The sequence below is a fragment of the Streptomyces sp. NPDC042100 genome, assembly GCF_055582325.1.
Genome location: NZ_JBVJDK010000013.1, coordinates 107679 through 125097, shown reverse-complemented (window position 1 = coordinate 125097; position 17419 = coordinate 107679). Strand labels below are relative to the sequence as shown.

Here is a 17419-nt window from a genome sequence, read left to right as displayed (position 1 = left end):
CCCTTGGCTGAAAACAGCCCCCTCCGGCATGGCCGGAGGGGGCTGTTTCGTGTTCCTCGGGGGGTCAGACCGCGTCGCCCGGCTTCGGGAGGGGCTTGCCGTACCAGAGTTCGATCAGGCGGGAGGCGATCGAGATGCCGTACGGCGGGTGGACCTCGCCCGACTCGAAGGCGGCGGTCAGGTCCTCGCGGGAGAACCAGCGGGCCTCCTGGATCTCCTCGCCGTCCACCGCGATCTCGGAGGAGGTCGCGCGGGCGAAGAAGCCCAGCATCAGGCTGGACGGGAAGGGCCAGGGCTGGCTGGCCACGTACTCGACCTCGCCGACCGTGACCCCCGCCTCCTCGAAGACCTCGCGCGCCACCGACTGCTCGATGGACTCGCCCGGCTCGACGAAGCCGGCCAGGGTCGAGAAGCGGCCCTCCGGCCAGTGCACCTGGCGGCCGAGGAGCGCGCGGTCCTGGTCGTCCGTGACCAGCATGATCACCGCCGGGTCGGTGCGCGGGTAGTGCTCGGCGCCGCAGGCCTGGCAGCGGCGGATGTGTCCGGCCGCCGCCACCACGGTCCGCTCGCCGCAGCGCGAGCAGAAGCGGTGCAGCCGCTGCCAGTTCTCCAGCGCCACCGCGTGCACCATCAGGCCCGCCTCGCGCGGCGAGAGCAGCAGCCCCGCCTCGCGCAGTCCGGCCGGGCGGGCGGACTGGTCCATGCGGCCCGGCAGGCTGTCCTTCTGGAGCGCGAAGTACGAGACGCCGTCGGCGTCCGTGCCCAGGAAGTAGCGGTGGGTCTCGGTGACCGGGGCCTCGAAGGCCGGGGTCATCACCAGCTCGGTGCGGCCGTCCGGCGTGTCGTCGATCAGCACCTGGCCGCCCGAGACCACGAACACCCGGGTCGTGGGGTGGCTCCAGGCCGCCGCCAGCCACGCCTCGTCCAGGCGGTGGTGGGCGGCGCGGTCGATGCCGCTCGGCGCGGTCAGTCCGATCGGACGGTCCGCGGCCTCGTAACGGAAGGTGCTCACAGGTGCTTCCAACTCCCCCGGATCGGTGGATCAGGCGTTCGGGCGGCTCAGGGCGGCGGGCAGGTCGCCCCAGAGGTACGCGGTGGCCTCGACGCCCTTCATGAGGAGGTCGAGCTCGACCTTCTCGTTCGGGGCGTGCCAGCCGTCGGAGGGCACCGAGATGCCCAGGAACAGCACGGGGGCGCCGAGCACGTCCTGCAGGTCGGCGGCGGGGCCGGAGCCGCCCTCGCGGGTGTAGCGGACCTTGGCGCCGTCGAAGGCCAGGCTCATCGCGCCGGCCACGGCCTCCAGCGCCGGGTGGTCCAGCGGGGTCAGGCACGGCCGGGTCGGGGCGCCGAAGACGATCTCGTACCGGACGCCGGACGGGACCAGGCCCGCCAGCCAGTCGCGGACGACCTTCTCGATGTACGCCGGGTCCTGTCCGGCGACCAGCCGGAAGGACAGCTTCAGGTGGGCGGCGGCGGGGACGATCGTCTTCCCGCCGGGGCCCTGGTAGCCGCCGCCGATGCCGTTGACCTCGGCCGTCGGGCGGGCCCAGACGCGCTCCAGCGTCGAGAAGCCCGCCTCGCCGAGGGTGCCGTGCGACGTGGCGGTGGTCAGCCAGCCCGCCTCGTCGAAGGGCAGCTCGGCGATGAGCGCCCGCTCGGCCTCGGAGAGCTCGGTCACCCCGTCGTAGAAGCCGGGGATGGCGACCCGCTCGTCCGCGTCGTGCAGGGCGGCGACGATCCGGCCCGCGATCGTGGCCGGGTTCGGCACCGCGCCGCCGAAGGAGCCGGAGTGGATGTCCTGGTCGGGGCCGTACAGGTCGATCTCGCAGTCGGCGATCCCGCGCATCCCGGTGCACACGGTCGGGGTGGTCTCGGACCACATGCCGGTGTCGGAGACGATCACGATGTCGGTCGCCAGCCGGTCCGCGCGCTCCTCCACCAGGGCGCGGAAGTGCGGCGAACCGGACTCCTCCTCGCCCTCCACGAGCAGCTTCAGGTTGACCGCGGGCGCGGTGCGGCCGGTCGCGGCGAGGTGGGCACGGACGCCGAGGGTGTGGAAGAACACCTGGCCCTTGTCGTCGGACGCGCCCCGCGCGTACATCCGCCCGTCGACGACCGTCGGCTCGAACGGCTCCGTGTGCCAGCCGTCCTCGCGCGCCGCGGGCTGCACGTCGTGGTGGCCGTAGACCAGCACCGTCGGCGCGTCCGGCTCCCCCGAGGGCCACTCGGCGAAGACCGCCGGGGCGCCGTCGGTCTCCCAGACCTCCACGGTCGAGAAGCCCGTCCTCGTCAGCCGGTCCGCCAGCCAGTCGGCGCTGCGCCGCACGTCGTCCGCGCGCGCTGGCTCCGCCGAGACCGAGGGGATGCGCAGCCACTCGGCGAGCTCGTCGAGGAAGGCGGCACGATTCTGGGCGACGTACGCCCGGACGGCTTCGGCGTGGGCGGTGCTGACGGGACGGACGGCGTTGTCCGGGGTCTGGCTGCTCATGGCTCCGAGCCTATCCGGCATCGGCGGACTCCCCGTCCGGGGAGTCCCCGCCCAGCAGCAGCGCTTCCAGGCCGGCCCGTCCGGGCAGCCGCGCGGGGCGCACGACCTCCCCGGTCCGTACGTAGACGAAGGCGGCGGCGACCTCCTCCGGCGCGAGTCCGTGCTGCTCGGCCCAGGCGAGCCGGTAGATCGCGAGCTGGAGCGGATCGGCGGTGCGCAGGTGGCTGGTCTTCCAGTCGACGATCTCGTACGCGCCGGATTCCGGGTCCCGGTACACGGCGTCGATCCGGCCCCGGACCACCCGCCCCGCGAGGGTGAGGTGCACCGGTATCTCCACCCGGTACGGGGCGCGGTGGGCGTACGGGGTGCGGCCGAACGCCTCCTTGAGCGCCTCCAGGTCCCGCTCGTCCACGATCTCCGGCTCGCCTGCGAACTCCTCGCCGCCGGGCAGCTCCTCCGGGCCGAGGAGCGGCAGCGGCAGCTCCTCGAACCGCGACTCCACCCAGGCGTGGAAGCGGGTGCCGCGCCGCGCGGCGGGCTGCGGCGGCTTCGGCATGGGCCGGGCCAGCTCCTTCGCGAAGCCGTCGGGGTCGGCGGCGAGGCGGAGGACCTGGGAGGCGGAGAGGTAGGCGGGGAGGAGGACGTCCTTGGTGGCGGCGCGGGTGCGGTGGAGCTCCGCGGTGAGGGCGGTGAGGTCCCGGTCCCAGGAGGCGATGGTCCGGGCGTCCTCCGGCGACAGCGGCGGCTCGTCCTCCGGGGACGGCGGCCGCGTGTCCTCCGGGGACCGCGGCGGCGGCGCGGGCCGGTGCCGCTGGGCGGGGACCTCCGGGCGCCCGTGCGCAGCCGGGGTCCCGTCCTGGTCCGGGGCCGGGCCGGGCTCCGGCGCCTCGTCCCACTCCGGCTCCCACTCCGGCTCCGGCTCCGGCTCTTCCGGGAGCCAGAGGTCCTCGGGGTGCGGGTCCTCGGCGGCGGGCGCCCGTACGGGGGCGGGACCGTGCGCCCACAGGCGGGAGACGACCTGCTCCGCCGCCTCCCGGCGCCGCCGCAGGCTGTCCGCGTCCAGCGGCAGGGGCCAGGCCCGGTCCTGGAGCTCCTGGGACAGCAGGGGGTTCTCCGCGCCCTCCTCCGGGGCCTCGGCCCACGCCTCGATCTCGCCGTGGCCCGCCGCGCAGTGGGCGTAGAGGGCGTCGAGGAAGTCGGAGGGGCCGCGGGGCTTCTTCTGGGCCGGGCCCCACCAGTGGGCGGAGCCCAGGAGGAGGGAGCGGGGGCGGGTGAAGGTCACGTAGCCGAGGCGGAGCTCCTCGGTGTGCTGGTGGTCGCGCAGGGCGTTCTTGAAGGCGGTGAGGGCCTTGGCGTCCCAGCCGTCGACGGCGGGCAGCGTGGCCGTGTCGCCGCGCAGCGCGTACGGCAGGACCTGGGGCTGCGAGGTCCAGGACTCGCGCGCGCGGGCGGACGGGAACTGTCCCGCGACCAGGCCCGGCACGGCGACGACGTCCCACTCCAGGCCCTTGGACTTGTGCGCGGTCATCACCTTGACGGTGTTCTCGCCGCCGGGCAGCGCGTGGTCCAGGCCCTTCTCGTACCGCGCGGCCGTGCGCAGGAAGCCGAGGAAGGCGAGCAGGGTGGCCTCGCCGTCGAGGGAGGCGAAGCCCGCGGCGATGTCGAGGAAGCCGGACAGGGTCTCGCGGCGGCGGGCGGCCAAGGCGTGCGGGGAGGCGGAGAGCTCGACCTCCAGGCCGGTGGCGTGCAGCACCCGGTGCAGGACGTCCATGAGGGGGTCGGCCAGCGAGGTGCGCAGGGCGCGCAGCTCGGCGGCGAGGCGGGCGAAGCGGACCCGGGCCTCGGCGGAGAAGGGCAGGCCGTCGTCCTGGCCGCCGGAGTCCAGGAAGGTGTCGAGGGCGTCGGCGAGGGAGATCACCTCGGCCGGGTCGACGCCTTCCACGGCGGCGGCGAGGCGCTGGTCCGGGTCGTCGGAGCCGTCGCCGGGGCGGTGCACGAGGAGCCGGGCGCGGCGGCCGAGGAGGGCCAGGTCGCGGGGGCCGATGCGCCAGCGGGGGCCGGTGAGGAGGCGGACCAGGGAGGCGTTGGCTCCGGGGTCCTGGAGGACCTCGCAGACGGCGACGAGGTCGGCGATCTCGGGGAGGTGGAGCAGCCCGGAGAGGCCGACGACCTCGACGGGGACGTCCCGCGCGACGAGGGCGGCCTGGATCGCGGGGAAGTCGGTGGCCGTGCGGCACAGGACGGCGATCTCGCCGGGGGCGGTGCCGGTGCGGACGAGGTGGGCGAGGGAGTCGGCGAGCCAGTCCGTCTCCTCCGCGTGGGTGGGCAGCAGGGCGACGCGGACGGAGCCGTCCCGCTCGGCGCCGGGGGCGGGGCGCAGCGCCTCGACGCCCTCGTGCAGGGCGCGCAGGGGGGCGGCGAGCCCGTTGGCGAGGTCGAGGAGGCGTCCGCCGCTGCGCCGGTTCTCGGAGAGGGCGAAGCGGGTGGCGGGGCTGCCGTCGCGGTACGGGAAGTGCTCGGGGAAGTCGTCGAGGTTGGCGACGGAGGCGCCGCGCCAGCCGTAGATGGCCTGGCAGGGGTCGCCGACGGCGGTGACGGCGTGGCCGGTGCCCTGGCCGAAGAGGCCGGACAGCAGGAGCCGCTGGGCGACGGAGGTGTCCTGGTACTCGTCGAGGAGGACGACCCGGTACTCGTCGCGGAGGAGGGCGCCGACCTCGGGGCGGGTGGTGGCGAGCTCGGCGGAGCGGGCGATCTGGTCGCCGAAGTCGAGGAGGTCGCGGGAGCGCTTGGCCGCGCGGTAGCGCACGACGAGGTCGAGGAGCTCGCGGCGGGCGGCGGCGGCCTCGGGGACCTTGCGCAGGTCGGCGTTGGTGAGCTTGGCGCGGGAGAGGGCGTCGAGCAGCCCGGTGTCGTGGGCGGCGAGGTCTCCCGGCGCGACGAGGTGCTCGGAGAGCTCGGCGTCGAGCGCCAGGAGGTCGCCGATCAGGGTCGGGAAGGACTTGGTGAGCGCGGGGTACGGGCCGGGGGCCTCGCGCAGCACGCGGGCGGCGAGCTGGTAGCGGGTGGCGTCGGCGAGCAGCCGGGAGGTGGGCTCCAGGCCGATGCGCAGGCCGTGGTCGGTGAGGAGCTGCCCGGCGAAGGCGTGGTACGTGGAGATGCGGGGCTCGCCCGGGGGGTCGTCGGGGTCGATGACGTCGGGGTCGGTGACCCCGGCCCGGACGAGTGCGGTGCGGACGCGCTCGGCGAGCTCGCCGGCGGCCTTGTTGGTGAAGGTGAGCCCGAGGACCTGCTCCGGGGCGACCTGGCCGGTGCCGACCAGCCAGACCACGCGGGCGGCCATGACCGTCGTCTTGCCGGAGCCGGCTCCGGCCACGATGACCTGCGGGGCGGGCGGCGCGATGATGCAGGCCGTCTGCTCCGGGGTGAACGGGATGCCGAGGAGCTCCTTGAGCTGCTCGGGATCGGTGATGCGTGCGGTCACTCCAAAGAGGCTAACGGGCACCTCGGACATCCCGGTCCCGGCGAGAGCCGCGTCACGCGGGGGCGGTGCCGCCGCCCTGGTCCAGCTTGGAGAGGTCGACGGTCTCGTCGGCGGGCGGGATCACGACCTTGACGGGCTTGTCGTACGCGGAGAGGACGATGGCGCCCGGCTCCCGGCCGCCGGTCTTGACCGTCTTGAGGATGTACGGCTTGCCGCGTTCGGAGACGGAGACGGTGGTGGTCTCGCCGCCCGCCTTGTGCTTGACGAGGGTCGCGACGGGGGTGCCGGCGACGGTGGCGTCGGGGCCTCGGCTGAGCCCGGTGCGCTCGGCCTTGTCGTTGCCGAGGTCGGCGAGGAGCGACTTCAGGTCGCAGACGCCGCTCAGGTCGCTGCTGCCCGCCTGCCCGGGGGTGATCTTCAGCCAGCGGCCCTTGAGCAGTTCGATGGTGGCGGAGATCTCGGGTTCGGACATGCCCTGGGAGGTCATGGAGGCCCGCCAGAAGCGCTCGTCGCCCTTCATGTACGTGATGCCGTCGGACCGGCGGAGTTCGGCGGCGCCGCCCTGGATCTTGACCACGCCGGTGCACCGGTCGTGGTCGTCGACGGAGAAGTCGACGTCCAGCGGCTGGCCGCCGGAGCTGACCCGGCCGGTCATGCGCAGCGAGGTCGCGGACTGGGTGGCGGCGACGGCCCGGTCGGCGATCTGGTCGGCGCTGAGGCCCCGGAAGGGGTCGGCGGAGGGGCTGGGGGCCGGGGCGGGGAGGAGCGGGGCCGGGGCGGAGGCCGGTGGCGGTGGCTGGGCGGCCAGGGCGGCGGGTCCGCCGCCCGCGATCACGGCGGCGCAGACCGCGCACACGGTGGCGGCGGCGCGGAGCTTGGTGGTGCGGTGGGACGCCATGCGAGCCTCCTCGCGGGTTCACCCCGGTCTTCCAGCCTGCCCGAGCGGCCCGGTCCGCGCGACTCCGCGCGGGGCGCGGGCGACGCGGGGCGGCTCCCGCGCGGGGCGGGCCGCAGCTGCGCGCGGTGTGCCGGGCGGCTCCGCGCGGGAGGGCTCCGCGCGGGAGGGCTCCGCGCGGGAGGGTGCCGGGCGGGAAGGCGCCGGGCGGCTTCGCGCGGGAGTGCGCCACGGCTGCGCGCGGGAAGGCGCCACGGCTTCGCCCGGGGCCGGGCAGCGGCTTCGCGCGGGGGGCTACTCCACGACGTGGCGGCCTTCGGGGCGGGCGCTGCAGGAGGCGCGGAAGGAGCAGTTCGCGCAGTGCTGGCCGGTGGTGGGGGTGAAGCGCTCGTCGAGGACGCGGCCGGCCGCGGAGGCGAGGAGTTCGCCGACCCACTCCCCTTCGAGGGGCTGCTGGGCCTGCACCTTCGGGAGGGCGTCGCCGCCCTCCTTCTTGGGCGCGGCCTGGCGGAGCTGGACGAGTTCGGCGCCCCCGGGCTCGGGCGTCCGGCCGCCGAAGACCTCGTCGACGGCGCCCTCGCGGACGGCGAGCTGGTAGACGGCGAGCTGGGGGTGGTGGGCGACCTCGTCCTTGGTGGGGGCGGACTTGCCGGTCTTGAAGTCGACGACGTAGGCACGGCCCTGCTCGTCGGTCTCGACGCGGTCCATGGAGCCTCGGATGCGGACCTGGTACGCGCCGGCGGCGAGGGTGACGTCGAAGCCGTGCTCGGTGGCGGCGGGGGTGCGGCCGGCCCGGTCCATGACGTGCCAGCGCAGGAAGCGCTCCAGGGCGGCGCGCGCGTTCTCCTTCTCCTGCGCGGACTTCCAGGGAGCGTCGAAGGCGAGGGCCTCCCAGACGGAGTCCAGGCGGGCCATCAGGACGTCGAGGTCGGCCGGGGTGCGGCCGGAGGCGACCTCGTCGGCGAGGACGTGGACGACGTTGCCGAAGCCCTGGGCGGCGGTGGCGGGGGCGTCGGCCTTGACCTCGCGGCCCAGGAACCACTGGAGGGCGCAGGTGTTGGCGAGCTGGTCCAGGGCGGAGCCGGAGAGCGCCACCGGCTGCTCGCGGTCGCGCAGCGGGACGCCGCTGCGGGTCGGCTCGGCCAGGCCCCACCAGCGGTCCGGGTGGGCGGCGGGGACCAGCGGGGTGCCCTCCTCGTCGCTGAGGGCGGCGAGCCGGGCGAGCCGGTCGGCGGCGGCGGCGCGCAGCTCCGGGGAGGCGTCGGGGTCGACGGTGGTGGCGCGGAGCTCGGCGACGAGGGCGGCGACGGCGAGCGGGCGGCGGGGGCGGCCGGAGACGTCCTTGGCCTCGGTGCCGAGCTCGCCGAGGAAGCGGGAGGGCTGGTCGCCGTCCTCGGCGGGGGCCTTGACGGCGGTGACGACGAGCCGTTCGCGGGCGCGGGTGGCGGCGACGTAGAAGAGGCGGCGCTCCTCGGCGAGCAGGGCGCCGGGGGTCAGCGGCTCGGCGAGGCCGTCGCGGCCGATGCGGTCGGCCTCCAGGAGGGAGCCGCGCCGCCGCAGGTCGGGCCAGAGGCCCTCCTGGACGCCCGCGACGACGACCAGGCGCCACTCCAGGCCCTTGGCGCGGTGCGCGGTCATCAGGCGGACGGCGTCGGGGCGGGTGTGGCGGCGGGTGAGGGTGTCGGCGGCGATGTCCTGGGCGTCGAGCTCCTCCAGGAAGTTGAGCGCGCCGCGCCCGCCGACCCGGTCCTCCGCGCGGGCGGCGGTCTCGAAGAGGGCGCAGACGGCGTCCAGGTCCCGGTCGGCGTTGCGGCCGGCCGGGCCGCCGCGCAGGGAGGACCGTTCGAGCCGGGCGGGCCAGGAAGTGCCGTTCCAGAACAGCCACAGGGCCTCTTCGGCGGTGCCGCCCGCCGCGAGCCGGGCCCGCGCGGTGCGCAGCAGCTCGCCGAGCCGCCTGGCGCCGCCGGCGTACGAGCGGTCGTGCGCGACCAGCCGCTCGGGCTCCGCGAGCGCCCGCGCGAGCAGCACGTCGGAGGGCGCGGGCACGGCGTTCCCCCCGGCCCGCTCCTCGTCCCGCAGCGCGCGCCCCAGGCGGCGCAGGTCGGCGGGGTCCATCCCGGCGAGCGGCGAGGCGAGCAGCGAGACGGCGGTCTCGACGTCGAGCCAGGAGGGGGCGCCGGCGGCGGGCTCGGGGTCGGCGACCCGCCCGGCGGCGTCGGCGACCCCGTCGGCGACCCCGTCGGCGACCGGCTCGGCGGCGTCGGCGTCCCCGTCGGCGTCGGCAGCCCCGTCGGCATCGTCAGCCGCGTCGGCCTCCCCGTCCCCGTCCCCGTCCGCATCGTCATCGTCATCGTCATCGTCATCGACGCCCGCGCCGATGACGGCCACAGCGGCCACAGCGGCCCCACGGGGCGCCTCACCGGCCGCCCCGGCCCCGCCGAACTCGTCGGCCCCCACACCGTCAGCGCCCGCGCCCGCCGCCGCCTCGTCGGCCTCCGCCCCTCCAGCCTCAGCCCCCGCCGAGCCCGCGCCGCCCGCGCCCGGCTCCCCCGACGCCGCCGCGCGCAGGGCCAGCAGCAGCGGGGCCACCGCCGGTTCGTGGCGCAGGGGGGTGTCGGCGGCGTCCGTCTCGACCGGGACGCCCGCCGACGTCAGGGCGCGGCGGAGGGACGGGAGGTGGGCGGCGGCGCGGGTGAGGACGCCCATCTCGTGCCAGGGGACGCCGTCCTCCAGGTGCGCGCGGCGCAGCAGGTCGGCGATGTTGTCGGTCTCGGTGGAGGCGGTCGGGTACGTGTAGACCTCCACCCGGCCCCCGTCCCGTACCGGCGTCAGCGCGCGGTGGGCGCGTGCCTTGTCGGCGGGGAGCCGGGACAGCGGCATCCGCTGGGTGAGCAGGCGGGTGGCGGCGAGCAGTCCGGCGCCGGAGCGGCGGGAGGTGCCGAGGACGCGGACCGTGCCGCCGAAGGCCGCCGGGAAGTCGAGGATGCCGTTGACGTCGGCGCCGCGGAAGGCGTAGATCGACTGGTCGGGGTCGCCGAAGGCGAGCACCGTGCGCCCGGCGCCGCCCGCGAGCGCCCGCAGCAGCCGGACCTGCGCCGGGTCGGTGTCCTGGTACTCGTCGACGAAGACCGCGTCGTACCCGGGGAGGGTGCCGGGGGCGGCCGACTCGGCGAGGAGCACCGCGCGGTGGACCAGCTCCGTGTAGTCGAGGACGCCCTGGAGGTCGAGGACGTCGAGGTACTCGGCGAGGAAGCCGGCCGCCGCCCGCCAGTCGGGGCGCCCGACGCGGCGGGCGAACTCCGCCAGGGCCCGCGGGCCGAGTCCCAGCTCGCGGGAGCGGGCGAGGACGGCGCGGACCTCGTCGGCGAAGCCTCGGGTGGTGAGGCAGGCGCGCAGTTCGCCGGGCCAGCGGACCCCGCCGAGGCCCGCCTTCTCCAGGTCGATCTGCCCGGCGAGCAGCTCGCGGACGGCGAGGTCCTGCTCGGGCCCGGAGAGCAGCCGCAGCGGTTCGGCGAAGAGCTCGGCGTCCTGGTGGGCGCGGATCAGGGCGTAGCAGTACGAGTGGAAGGTGGTGGCCTGCGGGGGCCGCCGGCCGCCGAGCCGGGCGGCCATCCGGTCGCGGAGCTCGACGGCCGCCTTGCGGCTGAAGGTGAGCACGAGGAGCCGCTCGGGGTCGGCGCCCGCCTCCACGCGGGCCGCCACCGCCTCCACCAGCGTCGTCGTCTTGCCGGTGCCGGGGCCGGCGAGGACCAGCAGGGGTCCGCCGTCGTGGTCAACCACCGCGCGCTGCGCTGCGTCCAGCTCAGGGGGCCGCACCGGCGTCGGCACGGTGCGCACCAGGCGGTACGCGCCGGGGCCCCGCACAGCCGTGAGGGTGGAGGAGGAAGTCACGTGGGTCGCCGGTCCTGCTGGTGGATGGTGGGCGGGAAGCTCGGGGCGCCCGGCGGGGTGCTCGGGTGACGGGCGCGAGCTTCGACGGTACGCGATCCCCGCGGCGACCCGGGGGCGCGTGGCCCGCCCTCGGCTCAGCCGGCCGGGGCCGTGCCGTCCCAGCGCGCCCGCCGCATGTCCAGCCGGACCGGGCCGCCGCCGGGGGGCTGCCGCAGCGGGGTGCCCTCGGCCCGGTAGTGACCAAGGGCACGTCGCTCGTGGCCGGGCAGCGGGGTGCCGTCCGCGCGGACGACGCGCCACCAGGGCACCGGTCCGCCGTACAGCGCCATGACCCGGCCGACCTGGCGGGGGCCGCCCTCTCCCACGTACTCGGCGACGTCCCCGTAGGTCATCACCCGGCCGGGCGGGATCTCCTCGACGGCCTGAAGGACCCGTTCCGCATAATCGGGCAGCTCGGGCAGCTCCTCGTTCTCCATTCAGGTCATCCTGCCGCACCGCACCGACAACCCCCTGATGCCTCCGCGCGGCCCCGCTTCATGCCACCATCATGCGCGGACGGTGACTGGTGATACGAGAACAAGAACAAGCGACGGCAGGGACGGCGGGGGCATCGGAGCCCCCGAGAGACGACACGGCGGCACGGGCCGCCACGACACGGCACGCAGAGACGGACATGGTGATGGGGCACGACATCCAGCCTCCGGGGGAGTCTCCCGGCGAGGCGCCGTCCAAGCTGCCCGAGCACGTCTCCGGCGACGAGCCGCTGCTCGCGGCCCGGGTCCACCGCCCCTCGGACCTGATGCGCCTGCTCGTGGGCATCCTGGCCATCGCCGTCGTCCTCGCCATCGCCGCCTTCGCCCACGGCACCACCTCCGGCCTGGAGCAGGACATCAACAAGGGCGCCGGCGGCGCCCCCGACGTCTTCGTCAAGATCGCGGGGCTCGTCTCCTCGATCGCGGTGCTGCTCGTACCGGTCGCCTTCGCGATCGAACGGCTGATCAAACGGGACGGGCTGCGGATCGCCGACGGCGTGCTCGCGGCGGTCCTGGCGCACGGCGTCACCCTCGCCACCGACCTGTGGGTGGCCAACGGGGCGCCCGGCACCATCCAGGACGCGCTGACCCAGCCGCAGTCCGGCGGCGGGCTCACCGACCCCGTCCACAACTACCTCGCCCCGGTCATCGCGTACATGACCGCCGTCGGCATGGCCCGCAGACCGCGCTGGCGGGTGGTGCTGTGGATGGTGCTGCTGCTCGACGCCTTCACCATGCTGGTCGCCGGCTACACCACCGCGCTCTCGATCATCCTGACCGTGCTGATCGGCTGGACCGTGGCCTACGGGACGCTCTACGCGGTCGGCTCCCCCAACGTCCGGCCGACCGGCCAGACGCTCCTCGCGGGCCTGCGCCGGGTCGGTTTCCGGCCGGTGACCGCGCTGCGCGCCGAGGGCGTGCCGGAGGCGGCGGACAGCGGCGACCGGGGCCGCCGCTACATCGTGACCCTGGAGGACGGGCCGCCGCTCGACGTCACCGTCGTCGACCGCGAACAGCAGGCGCACGGCTTCTTCTACCGGGCCTGGCGCCGCATCACCCTGCGCACCATCACCACCCGCCGCTCGATCGTCTCGCTGCGCCAGGCCCTGGAGCAGGAGGCGCTGCTCGCCTACGCGGCGATCGCGGCCGGCGCCAACGCACCGAAGCTGATCGCCACCTCCGAGCTCGGCCCGGACGCGGTGATGCTGGTCTACGAGCACCTCGGCGGCCGGAGCCTCGACTCGCTGGACGACGAGGAGATCACCGACGAGCTCGTGCGCAGCGCCTGGCGCCAGGTGAGGGCGCTCCAGTCGCGGCGGATCGCACACCGCAGGCTCGCCGGGGACGCGATTCTGGTGGATCGTTCCGGCAAGGTGATCCTGACGGATCTGCGGGGCGGTGAGATCGCCGCCGGGGACCTGGTCCTGCGGATGGACATCGCCCAGTTGCTCACCACCCTCGGACTGCGGGTCGGCGCCGAGCGGGCGGTCGCCGCGGCCGTCGAGGTGCTCGGCCCCGACGCCATCGCCGACTGCCTGCCGCTGCTCCAGCCGATCGCGCTCAGCCGCTCGACCCGCGCGGAGCTGCGGCGGCGGGCCCGGGAGCGTTCCGCGCGGGAGCGCGAGGCGGTGCTGGCCGCCTCCGAGGCCGCCCGGCAGGCCCGCGCGGAGGCGCGCGCCCAGGCGAACCTGGAGACCGACCGGAAGGTCGCCCGCGCGGAGAAGCAGGCCGACAAGAAGGCCGAGAAGCGGGCGCTGGACGAGGCCCTGGACGAGGCCCGCGAGGAGGACCTGCTCGCGCAGATCCGGCACCAGGTGCTGCGGATCCGGCCGCAGGCCCCGGTGGTGCCGGTCCGCCTGGAGCGGATCAAGCCGCGCACCCTGGTCAGCCTGATCGCGGGCGCCGTCGCCGCGTACTTCCTGCTCTCGCAGATCGCCCGCACCCCGCTGTCCACGGTCAGCGAGGCGGACTGGCGGTGGGTCGCGGCGGCCGTGGTCTTCTCGGCGCTCAGCTATCTGGCGGCGGCGATGAGCCTGCTCGGCTTCGTGCCGGAGCGGGTCGGCTTCTGGCGGACGGTGGTGGCGCAGGTCGCCGGCTCCTTCGTGAAGATCGTCGCCCCGGCGGCGGTCGGCGGCGTGGCCCTGAACACCCGCTTCCTCCAGCGCGCGGGCGTGCGCCCGGGGCTCGCGGTCGCCAGCGTCGGCGCCTCGCAGCTCTTCGGGCTCGGGGCGCACATCCTGCTGCTGCTCTCCTTCGGCTATCTGACCGGTACGGAGAAGTCGCAGTCCTTCTCGCCGTCCAGGACCGTCATCGCGGGCCTGCTGACGGTCGCCGTGCTGGTCCTGGTCGTGACGGCGATCCCGTTCATGCGCAAGTTCGTCTCCACCCGGCTGCGCTCGCTGTTCGCGGGCGTGGTGCCGCGCATGCTGGACGTGCTCCAGCGGCCGATGAAGCTGGTCACCGGGATCGGCGGGATGCTGCTGCTGACCGGCGCGTTCGTGTTCTGCCTGGACGCCTCGATCCGCGCCTTCGGGCACGGCGAGGTGACGGTCAGCTACGCCAGCGTCGCCGTCGTCTTCCTCGCGGGCAACGCGCTCGGCTCGGCGGCGCCGACCCCCGGCGGCGTCGGCGCGGTCGAGGGCGCGCTGACCTTCGGCCTGGTCGCGGTCGGCCTCCCGATCGAGGTCGCCACCCCGGCGGTGCTGCTCTACCGCCTGCTGACGCTGTGGCTGCCGGTGCTGCCCGGCTGGATCTGCTTCAACTGGCTGAGCAGGCGCGAGGCGCTGTAAGGGACGCCCGCCACCCGCATGGACCACCTCCCGCGCGGGCCGACCGAGGGCGGATCACGATGGGGTCATGCCGATCTCCGCAGCTCAGCGCGTCGCCCTGCTCACCGCGTCCACCGTGCTCCTCGCCGCCGGATGCTCGGACGGCAACGGCTCCTCGGGGGCCGTGGCGCCCGCGAGCAGCGGGCCCACCGGGCTCGACCGGCTCGCCGCGCAGAAGCCGGAGTGGTCCCCGTGCCTGCCGCCGTCCCCGGCGGAGGGCGGTGGGCCCGCGCCCTCCCCGCTGCCCGACGGCGCGACGTGGGAGTGCTCCTTCATGGCCGCGCCGCTCGACTACGCCAAGCCCGACGGCGACACCGTCGACCTGGCCCTGATCCGGGCCAAGGCCCGTGACCGGAAGCAGCGGATCGGCTCGCTGCTCTTCAACTTCGGCGGGCCCGGCGGCTCCGGCATCACCGGACTGCCCGGCTTCGCCTCCGACTTCGAGTCCCTGCGCTCCCGCTACGACCTGGTCTCCTTCGACCCGCGCGCGGTCGGCCGCAGCGAGCCCGTCGAGTGCGCCTCGGACAAGGAGCTCGACTCCTACTACGCCCTCGACTTCACGCCCGACGACGCCGAGGAGGAACGGGTCCTCGACGAGGCGCAGAAGAAGTACGCGGCCGGCTGCGAGAAGGACGCGGGCCCCGAACTCCCGTACGTCGGAACCGAGAACGCCGCCCGGGACATGGACCTGATGCGGCGGGTCCTCGGCGACGACAAGCTGCACTACTTCGGCATCTCGTACGGGACCGAGCTCGGCGGCGTCTACGCGCACCTCTTCCCGAAGAACGTCGGGCGCGCCGTCTTCGACGCCGTCGTCGACCCGGCCGCCGGGGTCGAGGAGGGCGCGCTCGGCCAGGCCAAGGGCTTCCAGCTCGCCCTCGACAACTTCGCCAAGGACTGCGTCGGCCGAGGCGACGCCTGCGCGCTGCCCGGCGGCAGCGTCGCCGAGATCGAGGGCTTCATCACCGACCTGCTCGCCCAGCTCGACAAGAAACCGATCCCCGGCATCGGCGACCGGATGCTCACCCAGACCCAGGCCACCAACGGCATCGCCCAGTCGCTGTACTCCAAGGAGTTCTGGCCCTATCTGGAGCAGGGGCTCGACGAGGCCGACGGCGGCAACGGAGCCCTCCTGCTCGCCCTGTCCGACTCCATGAACGGACGCAACCAGACCGGGAGCTACAGCAACATCCAGGCCGCCAACGCGGCCATCAACTGCGTGGACTTCAAGCAGCGCTACACCCTCGGCCAGGCCAAGGAGCGCGTCCCCGAGTTCCGCAAGGCCTCCGCCGTCTTCGGCGACTACATGGCCTGGGCGCTGTCCAGCTGCGCCCAGTGGCCGGTGCCGGGCTCCTGGGACCACCCGGACGTCTCCGCCCCCGGCTCCGCCCCGGTCCTGGTGATCGGCAACACCGGCGACCCCGCCACCCCCTACGAGGGCGCCCGCTCGATGGTGGACGCCCTCGGCCCGGGTGTCGGCGTCGAGCTGACGTACAAGGGACAGGGCCACGGCGCCTACAGCAGCGGCAGCGCCTGCGTGAAGCGCGCCACCGACGCGTACCTCCTGGAGGGCAAGGTGCCCGCCGCCGGGACCGTCTGCTCCTGAGCCCGGGACCGCCGCCTACGATGGCGGTCCGGTACGGAACACGGGGGGGGTCGCTCATGTCGGGTACGGGCGCGCGCACGAACAGGGGGCTCGCGGGCGCGGCGCTCGCGCTGCTGGGAGTGCTCGCCGCCGGCTGCGCGGACCCCGGCGGCGCGCCGGGCCCGGGCAGCACGACACCGCCCCCGAAGCGCTCCGCCACTCCTCCCCCGGCCTCCGGCGACGCCAAGGGCACCGCGGGCCTGCCGGCCTCGCTCACCGGGCAGCGCCCCTCGTGGAAGCGCTGCGCGGCCCCCGAGGGCGGCGAGGCGCCGGGCTCCGCCTGGCGCTGCGCCGAGGTCCGGGTGCCGCTCGACTACGCGGCGCCGGACGGCGAGACGATCCCGGTCGCGCTGATCCGCAAGGAGGCCACCGACCGGCGGGCACGGGCCGGTTCGCTGCTCTTCAACTTCGGCGGGCCCGGCGCCTCCGGCGTGGACATCCTGCCCCGCGGGGCGAGCGAGTACGGCGCCCTCGGCCGCCGCTACGACCTGGTCGGCTTCGACCCGCGCGGGGTCGGCCGCAGCGCCGGGGTGGTCTGCCGGGACGACGCCGAGCAGGACGCCGCCGAGCGCACGGTCGACCACACCCCGGACACGCCCGCCGAGGAGAAGCGGTTCCTCGACGACGCCACCGCCTTCGGCGCCGGCTGCGCCCGCCGTTCCGGCACGGTCATCCCGCACACCACGACCGCCGCCACCGCCCGCGACCTCGACCTGATCCGCCAGGTCCTCGGCGACGCGCGCCTCAACTACTTCGGGATGTCGTACGGGACACAGCTCGGCGCCGCCTACGCCCACCTCTTCCCGAAGAACGTCGGGCGGCTCGTCCTCGACGCCGTCGTCGACCCGACCGCCGACAGCGTCGGGCACGCCCGCAACCAGACCGTCGGCTTCCAGCGGGCCCTCGACAACTACCTGCGCTCCACCGGGCAGGACCCGAAGGCCGGCACGCGGCGGATCACCCGGCTGCTGGAGCGGCTCGACGGCGCCCCGCTGCCCGTCGGCGACCGGCGGCTGACCGAGTCGCTGGCCCTGACCGGCGTGGTGATGCCGCTCTACTCGCGGGAGAGCTGGCCGCTGCTCACCTCGGCGCTGGCCGCCGCGGAGCGGGGCGACGGCGAGGAGCTGCTGCGGCTCGCCGACTGGTACGACGACCGGGACGAGTCCGGCCACTACGCCACCCAGTCGCACTCCCAGCGGGCGATCTCCTGCGCCGACTCGGCCGAGCGGCCGACCCTCGACCAGGCCCGCGCCCTGCTGCCCGAATTCCGCCGCCTGTCGCCGGTGTTCGGCGAGTTCCTGGCCTGGGACACGGCCGGCTGGTGCGCGAACTGGCCGGTGAAGGGGGCGGAGACCCGGCAGGACGCGAGCGCGCCCGGCGCGGCCCCGGTCCTCGTCGTCGGCACCACGGGCGACCCGGCCACCCCGTACGAGGGCGCCGAGCGGATGGCGAAGGCGCTGGGCGCCGGGGTCGGCGTGCTCGTCAGCAACGAGGGCGAGGGGCACGGGGCGTACGGCTCCTCGGCGTGCGTGACGCGGACGGTCGACGCGTACTTCCTGGACGGGAAGGTGCCCGCGTACGGCACGAAGTGCTCCTGACGACACGGGCGGCGGAGTACGCGGAAGGGCCCGGACCTCGTGCGAGGTCCGGGCCCTTCC

The 17419-nt window shown here is 75.4% G+C and carries 9 protein-coding genes; 3 read left to right on the top strand and 6 right to left on the bottom strand.

The genetic code is table 11. The annotated features are described in order from the left end of the window. Nucleotides 1-64: 64 nt before the first annotated feature. The 6 genes from nudC to ACZ6J5_RS27435 all read right to left on the bottom strand — a co-directional run bounded on the left by nudC (nt 65) and on the right by ACZ6J5_RS27435 (nt 11231). The gene (nudC, locus tag ACZ6J5_RS27460) at nt 65-1012 is read right to left on the bottom strand and encodes an NAD(+) diphosphatase (protein ID WP_469395893.1); all 948 of its coding nucleotides are present in this window, start codon (nt 1010-1012) and stop codon (nt 65-67) included. A gap of 30 nt (nt 1013-1042) precedes the next feature. After that, on the bottom strand, nt 1043-2488 hold the full coding sequence (locus ACZ6J5_RS27455; RefSeq protein WP_469395892.1) for a dipeptidase: 1446 nt from the start codon (nt 2486-2488) through the stop codon (nt 1043-1045). 10 nt (nt 2489-2498) lie between these two features. Continuing rightward, nucleotides 2499-5969, bottom strand: coding sequence for a UvrD-helicase domain-containing protein (locus tag ACZ6J5_RS27450; RefSeq protein WP_469395890.1), 3471 nt, complete (start codon nt 5967-5969; stop codon nt 2499-2501). A 52-nt stretch (nt 5970-6021) separates the two neighbouring features. Next, entirely contained in the window at nt 6022-6867 is an 846-nt protein-coding gene (locus ACZ6J5_RS27445; RefSeq protein WP_469395888.1) for a hypothetical protein, read from the bottom strand. Nucleotides 6868-7158: 291 nt separating this feature from the next. Then, the gene (locus ACZ6J5_RS27440; RefSeq protein ID WP_469395886.1) at nt 7159-10755 is read right to left on the bottom strand and encodes an ATP-dependent helicase; all 3597 of its coding nucleotides are present in this window, start codon (nt 10753-10755) and stop codon (nt 7159-7161) included. 134 nt (nt 10756-10889) lie between these two features. Further along, on the bottom strand, nt 10890-11231 hold the full coding sequence (locus ACZ6J5_RS27435; RefSeq protein ID WP_469395885.1) for an MGMT family protein: 342 nt from the start codon (nt 11229-11231) through the stop codon (nt 10890-10892). A gap of 203 nt (nt 11232-11434) precedes the next feature. Here ACZ6J5_RS27435 and ACZ6J5_RS27430 point away from each other — a divergent pair, with 203 nt between their 5' ends. The 3 genes from ACZ6J5_RS27430 to ACZ6J5_RS27420 all read left to right on the top strand — a co-directional run bounded on the left by ACZ6J5_RS27430 (nt 11435) and on the right by ACZ6J5_RS27420 (nt 17359). Continuing rightward, complete coding sequence (locus ACZ6J5_RS27430) at nt 11435-14077, top strand: lysylphosphatidylglycerol synthase transmembrane domain-containing protein (RefSeq protein ID WP_469395883.1); 2643 nt, start codon at nt 11435-11437, stop codon at nt 14075-14077. 67 nt (nt 14078-14144) lie between these two features. Further along, entirely contained in the window at nt 14145-15722 is a 1578-nt protein-coding gene (locus ACZ6J5_RS27425; RefSeq protein WP_469395881.1) for an alpha/beta hydrolase, read from the top strand. Nucleotides 15723-15778: 56 nt separating this feature from the next. Next, nucleotides 15779-17359: an alpha/beta hydrolase gene (locus ACZ6J5_RS27420; protein ID WP_469395879.1), complete on the top strand. Its 1581-nt coding sequence runs from the start codon at nt 15779-15781 to the stop codon at nt 17357-17359. Nucleotides 17360-17419 lie beyond the last annotated feature (60 nt).

Excerpts from the sequence above, each read along its gene's own strand:
- ACZ6J5_RS27420 (WP_469395879.1), top strand. The coding sequence starts at position 15,779 with ATGTCGGGTACGGGCGCGCGCACGAACAGGGGGCTCGCGGGCGCGGCG.
- ACZ6J5_RS27435 (WP_469395885.1), bottom strand. The coding sequence starts at position 11,231 with ATGGAGAACGAGGAGCTGCCCGAGCTGCCCGATTATGCGGAACGGGTC.
- ACZ6J5_RS27430 (WP_469395883.1), top strand. The coding sequence starts at position 11,435 with ATGGGGCACGACATCCAGCCTCCGGGGGAGTCTCCCGGCGAGGCGCCG.
- ACZ6J5_RS27425 (WP_469395881.1), top strand. The coding sequence starts at position 14,145 with ATGCCGATCTCCGCAGCTCAGCGCGTCGCCCTGCTCACCGCGTCCACC.
- ACZ6J5_RS27455 (WP_469395892.1), bottom strand. The coding sequence starts at position 2,488 with ATGAGCAGCCAGACCCCGGACAACGCCGTCCGTCCCGTCAGCACCGCC.
- ACZ6J5_RS27445 (WP_469395888.1), bottom strand. The coding sequence starts at position 6,867 with ATGGCGTCCCACCGCACCACCAAGCTCCGCGCCGCCGCCACCGTGTGC.